Origin of the sequence: Demequina muriae (genome assembly GCF_030418295.1) — a bacterium.
Taxonomy (GTDB): Bacteria; Actinomycetota; Actinomycetes; order Actinomycetales; family Demequinaceae; genus Demequina; species Demequina muriae.
In genome coordinates this window covers 739,302-753,951 of the sequence record NZ_JAUHQA010000001.1, presented here as the reverse complement: position 1 = coordinate 753,951, position 14,650 = coordinate 739,302, and the positions used below count along the sequence as shown (strand labels likewise).

14 protein-coding genes are annotated in these 14,650 nt (G+C 68.5%); 10 read left to right on the top strand and 4 right to left on the bottom strand.

What is annotated here, in order from left to right; genetic code table 11:
* The first annotated feature begins 8 nt into the window (after window positions 1-8).
* The 5 genes from QQX02_RS03460 to QQX02_RS03440 all read left to right on the top strand — a co-directional run bounded on the left by QQX02_RS03460 (window position 9) and on the right by QQX02_RS03440 (window position 4,695).
* Window positions 9-1,355 (top strand): S1C family serine protease, encoded by a 1,347-nt coding sequence (locus tag QQX02_RS03460; protein ID WP_301141237.1) that lies wholly within the window; start codon window positions 9-11, stop codon window positions 1,353-1,355.
* Window positions 1,356-1,360: 5 nt separating this feature from the next.
* A complete protein-coding gene (locus tag QQX02_RS03455; protein ID WP_301141235.1) occupies window positions 1,361-1,687 on the top strand; it encodes a twin-arginine translocase TatA/TatE family subunit in 327 nt (108 codons plus the stop codon).
* A 71-nt stretch (window positions 1,688-1,758) separates the two neighbouring features.
* Entirely contained in the window at window positions 1,759-2,772 is a 1,014-nt protein-coding gene (gene trpS / locus QQX02_RS03450; protein ID WP_301141234.1) for a tryptophan--tRNA ligase, read from the top strand.
* Window positions 2,773-2,776: 4 nt separating this feature from the next.
* The gene (locus tag QQX02_RS03445) at window positions 2,777-3,931 is read left to right on the top strand and encodes a YihY/virulence factor BrkB family protein (protein WP_301141233.1); all 1,155 of its coding nucleotides are present in this window, start codon (window positions 2,777-2,779) and stop codon (window positions 3,929-3,931) included.
* Window positions 3,932-3,999: 68 nt separating this feature from the next.
* Complete coding sequence (locus QQX02_RS03440) at window positions 4,000-4,695, top strand: DUF4190 domain-containing protein (protein ID WP_301141232.1); 696 nt, start codon at window positions 4,000-4,002, stop codon at window positions 4,693-4,695.
* Window positions 4,696-4,709: 14 nt separating this feature from the next.
* Here QQX02_RS03440 and QQX02_RS03435 read toward each other — a convergent pair whose 3' ends face one another.
* From QQX02_RS03435 to sdhC, 4 genes are read right to left on the bottom strand one after another with little or no spacing between them, the layout of a single operon-like run.
* A complete protein-coding gene (locus QQX02_RS03435) occupies window positions 4,710-5,486 on the bottom strand; it encodes a succinate dehydrogenase iron-sulfur subunit (protein ID WP_301141231.1) in 777 nt (258 codons plus the stop codon).
* Between the two features lie 16 nt (window positions 5,487-5,502).
* A complete protein-coding gene (gene sdhA, locus QQX02_RS03430) occupies window positions 5,503-7,269 on the bottom strand; it encodes a succinate dehydrogenase flavoprotein subunit (RefSeq protein ID WP_301141230.1) in 1,767 nt (588 codons plus the stop codon).
* Window positions 7,266-7,727, bottom strand: coding sequence for a succinate dehydrogenase, hydrophobic membrane anchor protein (gene sdhD, locus QQX02_RS03425; RefSeq protein ID WP_436968497.1), 462 nt, complete (start codon window positions 7,725-7,727; stop codon window positions 7,266-7,268). The genes sdhA and sdhD overlap by 4 nt, the downstream gene beginning before the upstream one ends.
* The gene (gene sdhC / locus QQX02_RS03420) at window positions 7,724-8,098 is read right to left on the bottom strand and encodes a succinate dehydrogenase, cytochrome b556 subunit (RefSeq protein WP_436968496.1); all 375 of its coding nucleotides are present in this window, start codon (window positions 8,096-8,098) and stop codon (window positions 7,724-7,726) included. The genes sdhD and sdhC overlap by 4 nt, the downstream gene beginning before the upstream one ends.
* A 53-nt stretch (window positions 8,099-8,151) precedes the next feature.
* Here sdhC and QQX02_RS03415 point away from each other — a divergent pair, with 53 nt between their 5' ends.
* The 5 genes from QQX02_RS03415 (at window position 8,152) to QQX02_RS03395 (ending at window position 14,643) form a co-directional block, all read left to right on the top strand.
* Window positions 8,152-9,240, top strand: coding sequence for a mannose-1-phosphate guanylyltransferase (locus tag QQX02_RS03415; RefSeq protein WP_301141228.1), 1,089 nt, complete (start codon window positions 8,152-8,154; stop codon window positions 9,238-9,240).
* Between the two features lie 162 nt (window positions 9,241-9,402).
* On the top strand, window positions 9,403-10,479 hold the full coding sequence (locus QQX02_RS03410) for a BMP family lipoprotein (protein WP_301141227.1): 1,077 nt from the start codon (window positions 9,403-9,405) through the stop codon (window positions 10,477-10,479).
* A 122-nt stretch (window positions 10,480-10,601) separates the two neighbouring features.
* Window positions 10,602-12,122 (top strand): ABC transporter ATP-binding protein, encoded by a 1,521-nt coding sequence (locus QQX02_RS03405; RefSeq protein ID WP_301141225.1) that lies wholly within the window; start codon window positions 10,602-10,604, stop codon window positions 12,120-12,122.
* A complete protein-coding gene (locus QQX02_RS03400; protein WP_301141224.1) occupies window positions 12,119-13,345 on the top strand; it encodes an ABC transporter permease in 1,227 nt (408 codons plus the stop codon). The genes QQX02_RS03405 and QQX02_RS03400 overlap by 4 nt, the downstream gene beginning before the upstream one ends.
* On the top strand, window positions 13,342-14,643 hold the full coding sequence (locus tag QQX02_RS03395; RefSeq protein ID WP_301141223.1) for an ABC transporter permease: 1,302 nt from the start codon (window positions 13,342-13,344) through the stop codon (window positions 14,641-14,643). The genes QQX02_RS03400 and QQX02_RS03395 overlap by 4 nt, the downstream gene beginning before the upstream one ends.
* The last annotated feature ends 7 nt before the right edge of the window (window positions 14,644-14,650 follow it).

Here is a 14,650-nt window from a genome sequence, read left to right as displayed (position 1 = left end):
GAGCTTCCATGACTGACCACCGCTTCGCCCCTCCTGGCGCCCCGACCGAGCAGGATTCCGACGTCGCGGCCGAGTCGACCACGGCCACACCGCCGGCAGCATCGCAGACGAGCGACAGCACCGCGCCCGCCGCAGCCGAGCGATCGCCGTACGCCCCTGGCGCCGACGACGTCATGTACACCTCGGAGCCGGTGCACGACGACCGTGGCTACGCGCCGCCGCCCGCGGCCCCCATGCCCAAGCCGCCCGTGGGTCGTCTGCGCAAGCGCACCGTCACCGGTGTCGTGATCGGAGCGCTCGTGATCGGCGCCGGCGCGGGATTCGGTGGCGCGTGGGCCTATGACGAGTGGGGCTCGTCCACGCCGACCATGCAGCTCGCCTCCGGCGAGGCGGTCGAGCGCGCTGCGGACTCCGTCGCTTCCGTCGCCGCCTCGGTGATGCCGTCCGTGGTGTCGATCGAGGCGAGCGTGGGCGGCGCCGGCGAGTCGACCGGTTCCGGATTCGTGATCCGCGAGGACGGCTACGTTCTCACCAACAACCACGTGGTGGACGGCGCGGAGTCCGTGACCGTCATCCTGTCCGACGGCTCGGAGCTCGACGCCGAGGTCGTGGGCGCGACCGCCGACTACGACCTCGCGGTGCTGCAGGTCGACGCCGATGGGCTCACGCCCATGGTCTTCGCGGACTCCTCCGACGTCGTGGTGGGCGACGCCACGATCGCCGTCGGCTCGCCGCTGGGCCTCGAGGGCACCGTGACCACGGGCATCGTGTCCGCCCTGCACCGCCCGGTGACGGCCGGCGACGCCAACGGCACCGCCTTCATCGACGCCATTCAGACCGACGCGGCCATCAACCCCGGCAACTCCGGCGGACCGCTGCTCAACTCGAAGGGCGAGGTCATCGGCATCAACTCCGCGATCGCCGCCCTGCCCAACTCCGGCGGGACCGCAGGTTCCGTGGGCCTGGGCTTCGCCATCCCGTCCAACCAGGCACAGCGCACCGCTGAGCAGCTCATCGAGACCGGCGTGGCGACCTACCCGGTGATCGGCGTTCAGCTCGACCAGCGCTACACCGGCGAGGGCGTCAAGGTCGTGGACGACGAGTTCGGCGTGGTCGAGGGTGGTCCCGCCGAGGCCGCAGGCATCGAGGCAGGCGACATCATCACCGCGATCGACGGGCGTCCCATCACGCAGGTCGACGAGCTCGTGGTCCAGATCCGTGCCAAGGCCGTGGGCGACGACGTGACGCTGACCGTGCAGCGCGGCGGTTCCGCCGAGGACATCGTCGTGACGCTCGACTCGAGCTCCGCCGTGGAGTACGAGACTGGCGAGCAGGAGCCAGAGCCGGAAGACTAGGCCGCATGTTCGGGATCAACGGCGGCGAGCTCCTCGTCCTCATTCTGATCGCCATCGTGGTGGTCGGCCCCGAACGCATGCCCGAGTACGCGCGCCAACTGCGCGAGTGGGTCGTGGGAGTGCGGAACGTGGTCGACAAGGGTCGCGCTCAGCTCAAGGCCGAGGTCGGCGACGACGTGGACTGGGAGAAGCTCGACCCGCGTCAGTACGACCCGCGCCGGATCGTGCGCGAGGCGCTGTACGAGCCTGCTCCCGCGCCGGTGCGCTCGCCCTCGCCGACCGCGCCGTTGGTCGCGGGCCAGCCCGCCCCCTTCGACGCCGACGCCACCTGAGCCCCTGGGTTCGCGCGGCCGATGCGCGGACGGGGTTGGGAGCGGGCGCCCGGGTACGGAACAATGGGCCTATGAAGCCCCGCGTGTTCTCGGCGATGCAGCCCACCTCAGACTCCCTCCAGCTCGGCAACTACCTCGGTGCCCTCGTCCACTGGGTGAAGCTGCAGGACACTCACGACGCGATCTACGGCGTGGTCGACCTGCATGCCCTCACGGTGGCCCCGGATCCTGCGGTGCTGCGTGCCCGGACGCGGCGCACGGCCGCGCAGTTCCTCGCGGGCGGCGTCGACCCGACCCGGTCCATCGTGTTCTGTCAGTCCCACGTGCCCGAGCACGCCGAGCTCGCGTGGCTGCTGAGCACCTTCACCGGGTTCGGGGAAGCGGGCCGCATGACGCAGTTCAAGGACAAGTCGGCGAAGGTGGGCGAGTCGGGGACCAATGTGGGCCTCTTCACGTACCCCGTGCTGATGGCCGCAGACATCCTGCTGTATGACACGAACGTGGTGCCGGTGGGCGAGGATCAGCGCCAGCACCTCGAGCTGTCGCGCGACCTCGCTCAGCGGCTGAACGCGAGGTTCGGCGAGGGCACCGTGGTGGTGCCGGAGCCGCACATCGTCAAGGAGACGGCGAAGATCTACGACCTGCAGGAGCCCACCAAGAAGATGTCGAAGTCCGCGGTGAGCCCCAAGGGCACCATCGAGGTCCTCGACGACCCCAAGAAGGTCGCCAAGAACATCAGGTCCGCGGTGACCGACACGGGCGACGTGATCGCGTTCGACCGCGAGGCCAAGCCCGGCGTGTCGAACCTCCTGACCATCTACTCCGCGATCGACGGTCGCAGCGTCGACCAGCTCGTCGCGGAGTACGAGGGCAAGATGTACGGCCACCTCAAGTCCGACCTCGCGGACGTGGTCGTGGAGTTCCTCACGCCCTTCCACGACGCCGCCATGGAATGGATCGAGTCCCCCGACAGGTTGGACTCAGTGCTGGAGGACGGCGCCGCGCGGGCGACAGCCATCGCGCGCCCCACCCTCGAGCGGCTGTACGACAAGGTGGGCCTGCTGGCCCCGATGCACGGGAGGTAGGGCGATGGCCGAACGCGAGGACCACGGGGCGACTCAGGACGACCCAGCCCGCGCATCGGCCGCATCGCCCGAATCCGCCGCGCAGGCCGCCGCCCACGGGCCGCACCAGCACGCCGCAGACTCCGCGTTCCAGCACACCTCCGCGTACCGGCGCGAGCAGGACCGCCGCGAGGCGGAGGACGCGAGCATGGTCGACAAGGGCAAGGCCGGGGTCAAGCGCGCGAAGTCGCTCAAGGAGCGGTTCGAGCGCACCCATGCAGGCCGCATGCTCGAGCGCGTGAACGACGGCAACGGCATGATCCTCGCGGGCGGCATCGCGTACTTCTCGCTCACATCGATTGCCGCCGCCCTCGTGATCGCGGTGACGCTGCTGAGCTACTTCGTGAGCCGCAACTCCGAGTGGAACGAGAGGTTCTACTCCTTCCTTGACGAGTCGATCCCCGGCATCGTCGGCGATGGGGACGGCGGACTCGTCAACCCCGCCGAACTCGAGCCGCAGCCCATGACCGGCGTGGTCGGCGTGGTGAGCTTTCTCATCCTGTTCAACACCGCCACCCGGTACCTGCGCGGGATGCGCGTGGGGGTCAGGACCATGCTCGGCAAGGAGGCGGCGCCGCCGGCGCAGGGCAAGCTCCGTGACTTCATCGCGCTGTTCTCGCTGATCATCGTGGTGGTGCTCGGACTCGTGCTCCAGGTGGTGGCCTCGCAGTTCGCAGAGGTCATGGCGGGCTGGTTCTCGGTGGAGTGGATCTCGGAGGGGATCATTCGCGGCCCCGCCATCGCGATCGGCGTCCTCCTCGACATGGCGTTCGCTGCGCTCGCGATCGTGGTGCTCGGACGATACAAGGGCCCGCGCACGCCGCTGCTGTGGGCGCTCTTCGCGGCCGCGGTCGCCATCGGCATCCTGCGTCAGGCGTTCTCGCTCGTGGTGGGCTCGCTGAGCGAGAACGCGGTGCTCGGCTCGGCCATCGCGATCGTGTCCCTGCTGATCTTCGTCGACTTCATCGCCCGGATCCTGCTGCTCACGTCCGCATGGCTGGGCACCAATCGCGACGTCCAGCGCGTGGATCCTGAGATCGAGTCCGACATGGCCGAGTCTCAGCCGCGCCAGTCTCACGGCGGCGTCACGACGCGCAAGTCCACGGTGCGCACGTCCTAGGCCCGATGCGCTAACGTCCCTCGTAGCATCCGGCGCAGCCGTCGCCGGCATCCACGAGAGGACCTGCCGTGAGCACCGACGACCCTTTCGCCTCGCCCCCGCCACAGCGAGGCCAGTGGCAGCCGGATGCGGCACCCGCCGCCCCGGACGGCGGGTACGCGGCTCCGGGCTACGCGCCCGCGCCGCAGGTCGCTCCTGGGTTCTCCGCGGCGGCCCCGTCCACTCCGCAGTACTCGCCGGCGCCGCAGTACGCGACCACTCCGCAGTACGCGGCGGCGCCGCAGGGCGGCCCAGGGTATGGCTCGGCTCCCGCGACGGCCCCGGGCACGGATGGCCCCTCGATCGCGGCGCTCGTCACGGGCGTCCTCGGTCTGGGAGTCGTCGCGACCGTGCTGGGCGCCATCGGGCTGCGCCGCACAGCGGGCGGGCAGCGCCGGGGCACCGGCATGGCGTGGGCCGGCGTGATCCTGGGCCTCATCGGGACCATCATCTGGTCCGGCGCGATCACCTGGGGCATCGCGGGCGCAAGCACCTTCTGGGACGAGGTCGGCACCGAGGTCGGAGACGAGTTCAGCTCCGAAGCCACCTACGGAGATGACCCGTTCCTCGACGGTCTCTGGGATCAGTGCGAGGCCGGGGACATGGCGGCGTGTGACGACCTCTACTACGAGTCGCCGTTCGGGTCCGAGTACGAGGACTTCGGCTGGGAGTGCGGCGGCCAGGGCCGCGGCGTCCTCGACTTCGACTGCGCGAGCAAGGACTAGCCCGGAGCTGGCGGCTACACCTCGCCGGAGGTCAGCGCCTTCTTCACCTCGGAGATGGCCTTGGTGACCTCGATGCCGCGAGGGCATGCCTCGGTGCAGTTGAACGCGGTGCGGCACTTCCACACGCCAGCCTTGTCGTTCAGCACCTCGAGCCGGTCCCACTCGCCCTCGTCGCGCGAGTCGAAGATGAACCGGTGGGCGCCCACGATGGCCTGCGGGCCGAAGTACTGGCCGTCGGTCCAGAACACCGGGCACGCGGTGGTGCACGCGGCGCACATGATGCACTTGGTGGTGTCGTCGAACCGCGCGCGCTCCTCGGGGGACTGCAGGCGCTCGCGTTCGGGCGTGGGGCCCGTGGTCATGAGGAACGGCATGATCTCGCGGTAGGAAGCGAAGAACGGCTCCATGTCCACGATGAGGTCCTTCTCCACCGGCAGGCCCTTGATGGGCTCGACCGTGATCGGGCGCGAGGGATTGAGGTCCTTCAGCAGGGTCTTGCATGCGAGCCGGTTCTTGGCGTTGATGCGCATCGCGTCGGAGCCGCACACGCCATGCGCGCACGAGCGGCGGAACGCGAGCGAGCCGTCCTGCTCCCACTTGATGGTGTGGAGCGCGTCGAGCACACGGTCGGTCGCGAACGACTCGACGGTGAACTCCTCCCAGTACTCGCTGCCGGCCTCGCGGCCGTCGAGCCCCTCGGGGTCGTGGCGCAGGATCTTCAGCGTCACGGTGAACGTCGGGATCGCGCCGACCTCGCTGGTGGAGTCGGTCTTCTCGGCAGTGGCAGTCATCGTCGCGCCTCCCGGCTCAGTACTTACGTTCCATGGGCTGGTACTTGGTGATCACGACGGGCTTCCATTGCAGATCGATGCCCTCGGGACGCGCGTACGCCATGGTGTGGTGGAGGTAGTTCTCGTCGTCTCTGGTGGGGAAGTCCTCGCGGTAGTGCCCGCCGCGGCTCTCCTTGCGGCCATTGGCGCCCGCGATCACGACCTCGGCCAACTCGAGCAGGAAGCCCAGTTCGACCGCCTCGAGGAGGTCGGTGTTGAAGCGCTGGCCGCGGTCGTGGATCGCGATCGACTCGTAACGCTTCTTGAGGTCTTGGACCACCTCGGCGGCCTCGGCCAGCGACTCCTCCGTGCGGAACACCTGGACGTTCATGTCCATCGTCTCCTGCAGTTCCTTGCGGATCTGGGCGACGCGTTCCGTGCCTTCGCCCCCCACGGTCTCCCGCAGCCGGGCGACGAGCGCGGTGACGAACGCGGGCGCATCGGCCGGCAGCTCGGGCGCCGTGGCCGTGAGCGCGTACTCCGCGGCGGCGATGCCGGCCCGCTTGCCGAAGACGTTGATGTCCAGCAGCGAGTTGGTGCCCAGACGGTTGGCGCCGTGAACGGACACGCAGGCGCACTCGCCCGCGGCGTACAGGCCCTTGACGACGTCGGTGTTGTTGCGCAGCACCTCGGCGTTCACGTTCGTGGGGATGCCGCCCATCGCGTAGTGAGCCGTGGGGAAGACCGGCACGGGCTCCGTGTACGGCTCGACGCCCAGGTAGGTGCGCGCGAACTCGGTGATGTCGGGCAGCTTCTCGTCGATGTGCTTGGGCTCGAGATGGGTCAGGTCCAGCAGCACGTAGTCCTTGTTGGGGCCCGCGCCGCGCCCCTCGCGCACCTCGTTGGCCATCGCCCGCGCCACCATGTCGCGCGGGGCGAGATCCTTGATGGTGGGGGCGTAGCGCTCCATGAAGCGCTCGCCCTCCGAGTTGCGGAGGATGCCGCCCTCGCCGCGTGCGGCCTCGGACAGCAGGATGCCCAGGCCGGCCAGGCCCGTCGGGTGGAACTGGAAGAACTCCATGTCCTCGAGCGGGAGCCCCGCGCGCAGGGCGATGCCCATGCCGTCGCCGGTGAGCGTGTGGGCGTTCGAGGTGGTCTTGAAGACCTTGCCGGCGCCGCCGGTGGCGAACACCACGGACTTGGCGCGGAACGTGTGGATCTGACCGGTCGACAGCTCGTAGGCCACGACGCCTGCGACGGAGACCTCCTCGCCGTCGGCCGCGGTCTGCGGGTCGCCGTCGAGGATCATGTCCAGGACGTAGAACTCGTTGTAGAACTCCACGTTCTGCTTGATGCACTGCTGGTAGAGCGTCTGCAGGATCATGTGGCCGGTGCGGTCAGCGGCGTAGCATGCGCGGCGGACGGCGGCTTCGCCGTGGTTGCGGGTGTGGCCGCCGAAGCGGCGCTGGTCCACCTTGCCCGCAGTGGTGCGGTTGAAGGGCAGGCCCATCTTCTCGAGGTCAAGGACCGCGTCGATCGCCTCGTTGCAGAGGATCTCGGCGGCGTCCTGGTCGACCAGGTAGTCGCCGCCCTTGATGGTGTCGAACGTGTGCCACTCGGCGTTGTCGTCCTCGACGTTCGCGAGCGCCGCCGCCATGCCCCCCTGTGCGGCGCCCGTGTGGGAGCGCGTCGGGTACAGCTTGGTCAGCACCGCCGTGCGGGCGCGCTGAGAGCTCTCCAGCGCGGCGCGCATGCCAGCGCCCCCGGCGCCGACGATCACGACGTCGTATTCGTGCTCGGTCATAGTCTTCCCAGCTCCCTGCACAGCTCGACGTTCAGAAGTTCAGTGTCCGTGCCCGTGGGGCACGGGTCGAAGGTGAAGATCACGAGCGTGCCGAGCACGATGATCACCACCATCGAGATGTTCAGCGCCCACTGCAGCGTCTGCCGCACGAACGGGCGGCGGGCGTAGTCGTTGACGATCATCCGCATGCCGTTGGTGCCGTGCACCATCGCGAGCACCAGCATGGTGAAGTCCCACCACTGCCACAGCGGCGAGGCCCACTTGCCGGCCACGAAAGCGAAGTCGATCTGGTTCACGCCGTCGCCGGTCATGAGATTGATGAACAGGTGGGTGAAGATCAGCACGATCAGGATCACGCCGGACGCGCGCTGGAAGATCCAGCCCCACTTCTCGGCATTGCCGACGGTGCGGCGGTTCATGGGCTTCTTGGGTGCGGTGAGCTCGGGTGCAGTCATCATGCGCCCCCGAACACGTGGCCGAGGTGGCGCGGCAGGAACGCCGCCATCATCACGACGAAGATGCCCCACACCACCCACACGAGCATGCGCTGATGGCGCAGCGCCCAGGTCCACCGGTCGACGGCGATGATCCGCAGGCCGTTGAAGGCGTGCAGCACGATCGCGGCGACCAGGCCGGCCTCGATCAGGCCGTAGATGGGCGTCTTGTACGCGCCGATGACCTCGTTGTAGGCCTCGGGCGAGACGCGCACCAGAGACGTGTCCAGCACGTGGATGAGCAGGAAGAAGAAGATCGCGACACCGGTTGTTCGGTGCACGAGCCACATCCACATGCCTTCTCGGCCGCGATAAAGGGTGGGCGCGGGGGACACGGAATCTCCTTTGAGTGGCGGTTCTCCGGTGCTCACATTCTAAGGTGGTCACCATGATGCTCGGTGCCAGCCACGACAGCTCCGTCCGCGACCTCGTCTCGGTGGTGCCTGCAGGAGGCGTGGGCTCTCGGCTGTGGCCGCTGTCCCGTCCCGACCGGCCCAAGTTCCTCATCGACCTGCTGGGCACGGGCACCACGCTGATCCAGGACACCATCGCGCGGCTGACGCCGCTCAGCGAGGCCGTCTATGTGGTGACGGGCGAGCGTCATGCCGATGCGGTCGCCGCCCAGCTGCCGGACCTTCCGGCCGAGCGCATCGTCGCCGAGCCCAGTCCTCGGGACTCGATGGCTGCGATCGCGCTCGCGGCCGCGCTCATCGAGGAGCGCATGGGCGAGCGGATCATGGGGTCGTTCGCCGCTGACCACGTGATCCCCGAGCCGCAGGCGTTCCGGGACACGGTGCGCACGGCCGTCGAGGCGGCGCGCACCGGTCGGGTGGTGACCATCGGGATCGAGCCCACGGCTCCGTCCACGGCATTCGGCTACATCCGTGCCGGCGCCCCGTTGGCCGATGCGCCAGGATCCTTCGCAGTCGAGGCCTTCACCGAGAAGCCCGACGCGGAGACGGCGGAACGGTTCATCGCCGAGGGTGGCTCGTCCTGGAACGCGGGCATGTTCGTGGTGTCGACGTCCGTGCTGCTGGGCCACCTCGCACGACTGCAGCCCACGCTCGAGGCGGGCGTGCGCGAGATCGCGGCGGCTTGGGACGGTCCGTCGCGGGCAGAGGTGCTCGCTCGCGTATGGCCCACCCTCACCCGCATCGCCATCGACCACGCGATCGCAGAGCCCGTCGCCGCCGAGGGCGGCGTCGCCATGGTGCCAGGTCCCTTCGCCTGGCACGACGTCGGCGATTTCGCCTCGCTCGCCGAGCTGCTGACGCCTGGCGAGGACGGCGCAATCCGCATCGGCCGCGATGCCGCGGTGTCGTTGGTGGACTCCGCGGGCGCCCTCATCGTCGGCGGCTCGAAGCGGGTCGCAGTGGTCGGCATCCCCGACGCGGTCGTGGTCGAGACGGACGAGGCGATCCTGGTGACCCGGCGCGAGGTCGCTCAGCGGGTCAAGGACGTGTCCTTCCAGGTGTAAGCGCTGGCGCTCGATCCGGGCGTCCGTTCGGGTCATCGATACCGATTCGTTGTCGTGTCGCAACACTGCGCACCGGTTTACGAAACATTTCCTGCGTAGCATGGTCATCAACGCACCAGCCTGGCGTACCCAACAGGCACGAACAATGTGAGGGATTCACTCATGAAGAACACGATTCGCTTCGGCGCCATCGCGGCAGCCTCGGCACTCGTCCTGGCCGCGTGCGCATCCGCGCCGGAGGACGAGCCCACCTCGTCCGAGACCGCGGGCGGCACGGCCACCGAGGCCCCCGTCGAGACCGTCGACTACAAGGCCTGCATGGTCTCCGACCAGGGCGGCTTCGATGACGCCTCGTTCAACGAGTCCGCGTATGACGGTCTGGTGCGCGCGAGCGAGGAGCTCGGCATCGAGACCGCTGAGGCCGAGTCGACCGCCGAGAGCGACTATGGGCCCAACCTTCAGGCCCAGGTCGACGAGGGCTGCGACCTGATCATCACCGTCGGCTTCCTGCTGGGTGACGCGACCTCCGAGGCCGCGGCCGCCAACCCCGACGTCAACTTCGCGATCGTGGACTTCGGCTACGAAGAGCCCATCGAGAACGTCAAGCCGCTGTTCTTCGAGACCGACGAGGCGGCGTTCCTCGCCGGCTACGCGGCCGCATCGGCCAGCGGTACCGGCACCCTCGGCACCTTCGGTGGCGTGAACATCCCCACCGTGTCGATCTTCATGGACGGCTTCCTCGCGGGCGCCAACCACTTCAACGAGGAGACCGGCGGCGACGTCTCGGTGCTCGGCTGGGACGGCGCGGAGGGCTCCTTCGTGGGCAACTTCGAGGACGCTCCTGCCGGTCAGAACATCACCCAGGGCTTCCTGGACCAGGGCGCGGACATCGTGATGCCCGTCGCAGGTCCCGTGGGCCTGGGTGCGGCATCCGCCATTCAGTCCGCCGGTGACGCGTGGATGATCGGCGTGGACTCCGACTGGACCGAGTCTGCTCCTGAGTACGCGGACATCATGTTCACGTCGGTGCTCAAGCAGATCTCCAACGCGGTCTACGACACCATCGAGGCGTCGATCGACGGCTTCACCAACGAGCCGTACGTGGGCACGCTGGAGAACGAGGGCGTCGGCATCGCCGACTTCGCCGAGGGCACCGTCGACGACGAGACCCTGGCAGCCATCGAGGAGATCCGCGCGGGCATCATCGCCGGCGAGATCGAGCCTTCGACGGCCGGCTAGCAGCAGTTCTGGGGGTAGGATTCCCCCACCTAGGGCGAGGGGCGTGCCGCGTGGACGCGGCACGCCCCTCGTGCTTGACTTGAACGGCCGCGTCAGCGGCGAGGGCTGAGGAGGACAACGGCGTGAAACTTGAGCTCCGCGGGATCACCAAGAAGTTCGGTGACTTCACCGCGAACGATGCGATCGACCTCGTGGTCGAGCCCGGCACCATTCACGCGCTCCTCGGCGAGAACGGTGCAGGCAAATCCACGCTGATGAATGTGCTGTTCGGCCTCTACGACGCCGATGCCGGCGAGATCCTCATGGACGACAAGGCCGTCACGTTCGTGGGCCCCGGCGACGCCATGGCGGCCGGAATCGGCATGGTGCATCAGCACTTCATGCTCGTGCCGGTGTTCTCCGTGGCCGAGAACGTCATGCTCGGACACGAGCAGGTCAAGGGGCCCGTGAAGCTGCTCGACGTCGACGCCGCACGCACGAAGGTGCGCGAGCTGTCCGACCGGTTCGGCTTCGACATCGACCCCGATGCGCTGGTCGAGGACCTCTCCGTCGGCGCGCAGCAGCGCGTCGAGATCATCAAGGCGCTGTCGCGCGATGCCGAGGTGCTCATCCTTGATGAGCCGACCGCCGTGCTGACGCCCCAGGAGACGGACGAGCTCCTCGAGATCGTGCGCCAGCTGCGCAACTCCGGCACCGCCGTCGTGCTCATCACCCACAAGCTCCGCGAGGTGAAGGCCGTCGCCGACACCATCACCGTGATCCGGCGCGGCAAGGTCGTCGGCACCGCCGAGCCAAGCGCCTCCCAGGAGGAGCTGGCGTCGCTCATGGTGGGACGCGACGTGTCGATGACGGTCGACAAGGGCTCCGCCGATCCCGGTGAGCCCGTGCTGCGCATCGAGAACGTCACGGTGGTCAACGAGGCCAGCGGCGTCACGCACGTCGACGATGTGTCGCTCGAGGTCCGCGCAGGGGAGATCCTCGCCATCGCGGGCGTCCAGGGCAATGGCCAGACGGAGCTCGCCGAAGCGGTCCTCGGACTGCTCCCCACCGCCGACGGCCAGATCATCCTCGACGGAAACGTCCTGTCCGGCAGGTCGATCCGCCAGAACCTCGATGCAGGCATCGGCTTCGTTCCCGAGGATCGCACCGAGGACGGCGTGGTCGCAGCCTTCACCGTCGAGAACAACCTGATCCTCGACCTGTACGACCGTGAGCCCTACTCGCGCCGCGGTGCCATCGACCCCAGGTTCGTGCGCACGCACGCCGAGGAGCAGGTCGAGAAGTTCGATGTGCGCACCACCTCGACGCAGGCGCTCACCGGGTCGCTCTCGGGCGGCAACCAGCAGAAGGTGGTGCTGGCGCGTGAACTCGCGCGCGACCTGAAGGTGCTGATCGCGTCCCAGCCCACGCGAGGCCTCGACGTCGGATCGATCGAGTTCGTGCACAAGCGCATCATTGAGGAGCGCGACAAGGGCGTCGCCGTCATCATCGTCAGCTCCGAGCTCGACGAGGTGTACGCGCTCGCAGACCGCATCGCGGTGATGTACCACGGCAAGGTCGTCGACATCGTGGCTCCGGACACGGACCGCGACACGCTCGGCCTCATGATGGCCGGAGCCCATGGCAAGGAGGAGGCCGCGTGAGCGACACGAGTGTGACCGAGAAGCCGGCCGACCCCAAGGACGGGTCCGGCAACGATCGCGCCAGGGGGGTGCTGCGCGAGATTCTCGAGAGCTCGACCCTCGTGGTCGTGATGGCCGTCGTGGCGTCTCTCGCGATCGGCGGACTCCTGGTGGTGTTCGCCGACGAGGACGTTCGCGAGGCTGCGGTGTACTTCTTCTCCCGGCCAGGAGACACGTTCTCCGCCATGGGCGCAGCACTCGTGGCGGCGTATGCGGCGATGTTCGAAGGTGCCGTGGTGAACCCCTCGTCTGAGACCTTCGTGGGCTTCATCCGCCCGTTCACGCAGACGCTCACCATGGCGACTCCGCTGATCTTCGCGGGCCTCGGGCTCGGCATCGGCTTCCGCGCCGGACTGTTCAACATCGGCGCCCAGGGACAGCTCCTGATCGGCGCCGCCGTCGGCGCGTTCGTCGGCTTCGCCTGGGACCTGCCGTGGGGACTGCACCTGCTGGTCGCCGTCATCGGCTGCGTCATCGGCGGCGCGATCTGGGGCTTCATCCCCGGCTTCCTCAAGGCCCGCACCGGCGCGCACGAGGTGATCGTCACGATCATGCTCAACTACATCGGCCTCAACCTGGTCGCCTGGCTGCTGACGCTGGAGTCCTTCCAGCGACCCGACAGCAACAACCCCATCTCGCCGGTGGTCAGCGAGACCGCGCAGTACCCCCTGATCCTGGGGAGCCAGTTCAACCTTCACCTCGGGTTCCTGCTGGCGATCGCCTGCGCATTCGGCGTGTGGTGGCTGATGGAGCGCTCGACGCTCGGCTTCGAGTTCCGTGCCGCGGGCTCGAACCCCCGTGCGGCCCGGACCGCTGGCATGAGCGTGTCGAAGAGCTACATCTTCGTCATGGTGATCGCGGGCGCGCTCGCCGGGCTCGCGGGGTCGGCGCAGGTGCTCGGCACTCAGCACGTGCTGACGACCGCGACGGCTGGCTCGCTCGGCTTCGATGCGATCACGGTCGCGCTGCTCGGGCGCTCGCGCCCGCTCGGCACCGTGATGGCCGCGATCCTGTTCGGCGGCCTCCAGGCCGCAGGCCCGACCCTGCAGGTGCAGGCAGGCCTCCCGGTCGACATCGTGTTCGTCATCCAGGCGCTGATCGTGCTCTTCATCGCGGCGCCGCCGCTCGTGAGATCGATCTTCCGCCTGCCGGCACCTGCCAACGAGAAGGAGGTGGCGGCATGACCACCACCCTGGTCGGAGCCCCTACTCCGAAGCAGCCCGCGGGCCCCGCCGCGCCCATGCCGCGCACCAAGTCGTGGCGCTCGTCGATCGGCCTGGGCGTCGTCGCCCTGCTGTCGCTGCTGATCTTCGGGCTGACCACGCAGGCCGGCTCGCAGACGAACTTCGTCATCGCGACCAACTCCGACTTCGTGACCCTCCCGGGCCTCGGTCTTCCGTCCAAGCTCGCGGCGGTGTCGTTCTCGATCGTCGCGCTCCTGCTCGCAGGCTGGACCGCGTTCCGCGCGAACCAGTACCGCAAGGTGGGTCTCTGGCTGCCGATCGTGTTCGGCATGGCTGTCATGGGCGCGCTGCTCACGTGGGCCGGCGCGGGCCGCGACAACACCACGATCCAGCTCACCGGACTGCTCACGAGCGCGCTGTTTCTGGCGGTGCCGCTCGTGTTCGGTGCGCTCGCCGGCACGCTGTGCGAGCGCTCGGGCATCATCAACATCGCGATCGAGGGTCAGCTGCTTGCAGGCGCCTTCCTGGCGGCGCTGGTGGGCTCGATGGCAGGCAACGCCTACGTCGGTCTCATCGCGGCGCCCATCGCCGGAGCGCTGGTGGGTCTGTTGCTGGCGATCTTCGCCACCAAGTACTGGGTCAACCAGATCGTCGTCGGCGTGGTCCTCAACCTGCTGGTGGTGGGGCTCACGAGCTTCTTCTTCAGCACGGTCATGACGGACAATCCCAACCTCAACCAGTCGCTCGGCCTGCCACGGATCGACATCCCGATCCTCTCGGGCATCCCCGTGCTGGGCCCGGTGCTGTTCAACCAGAACCTGCTGGTATACATCATGTACGCCGTCGTGATCGTCCTGCAGATCATGCTGTTCCGGTCCCGCTGGGGCCTGCGCGTGCGCTCCGTCGGCGAGCACCCCAAGGCGGCGGACACCGTGGGCATCAAGGTGAACAGGACCCGCATCCGCAACACGGTGCTCGGCGGCGCGGTCGCCGGTCTCGGCGGTGCCTTCTTCACGGTGGCGTCCGGACTGGCATTCGGCAAGGAGATGACGGCGGGCAAGGGCTATATCGCGCTTGCTGCCATGATCCTGGGCCGGTGGAACCCCAAGGGTGCCCTCGCCGCCGCGCTGCTGTTCGGATTCGCGGACGCGCTGCGGGTCCAACTGGGCATCATCGGGTCCGACATCCCGTCGCAGTTCCTCGCGATGACGCCGTACCTCGCGACCATTCTCGCCGTCGCCGGCCTCGTGGGCCATGCGCGCCCCCCGGCCGCCGAGGGCACGCCGTACAAGAAGTAGGAGGGCC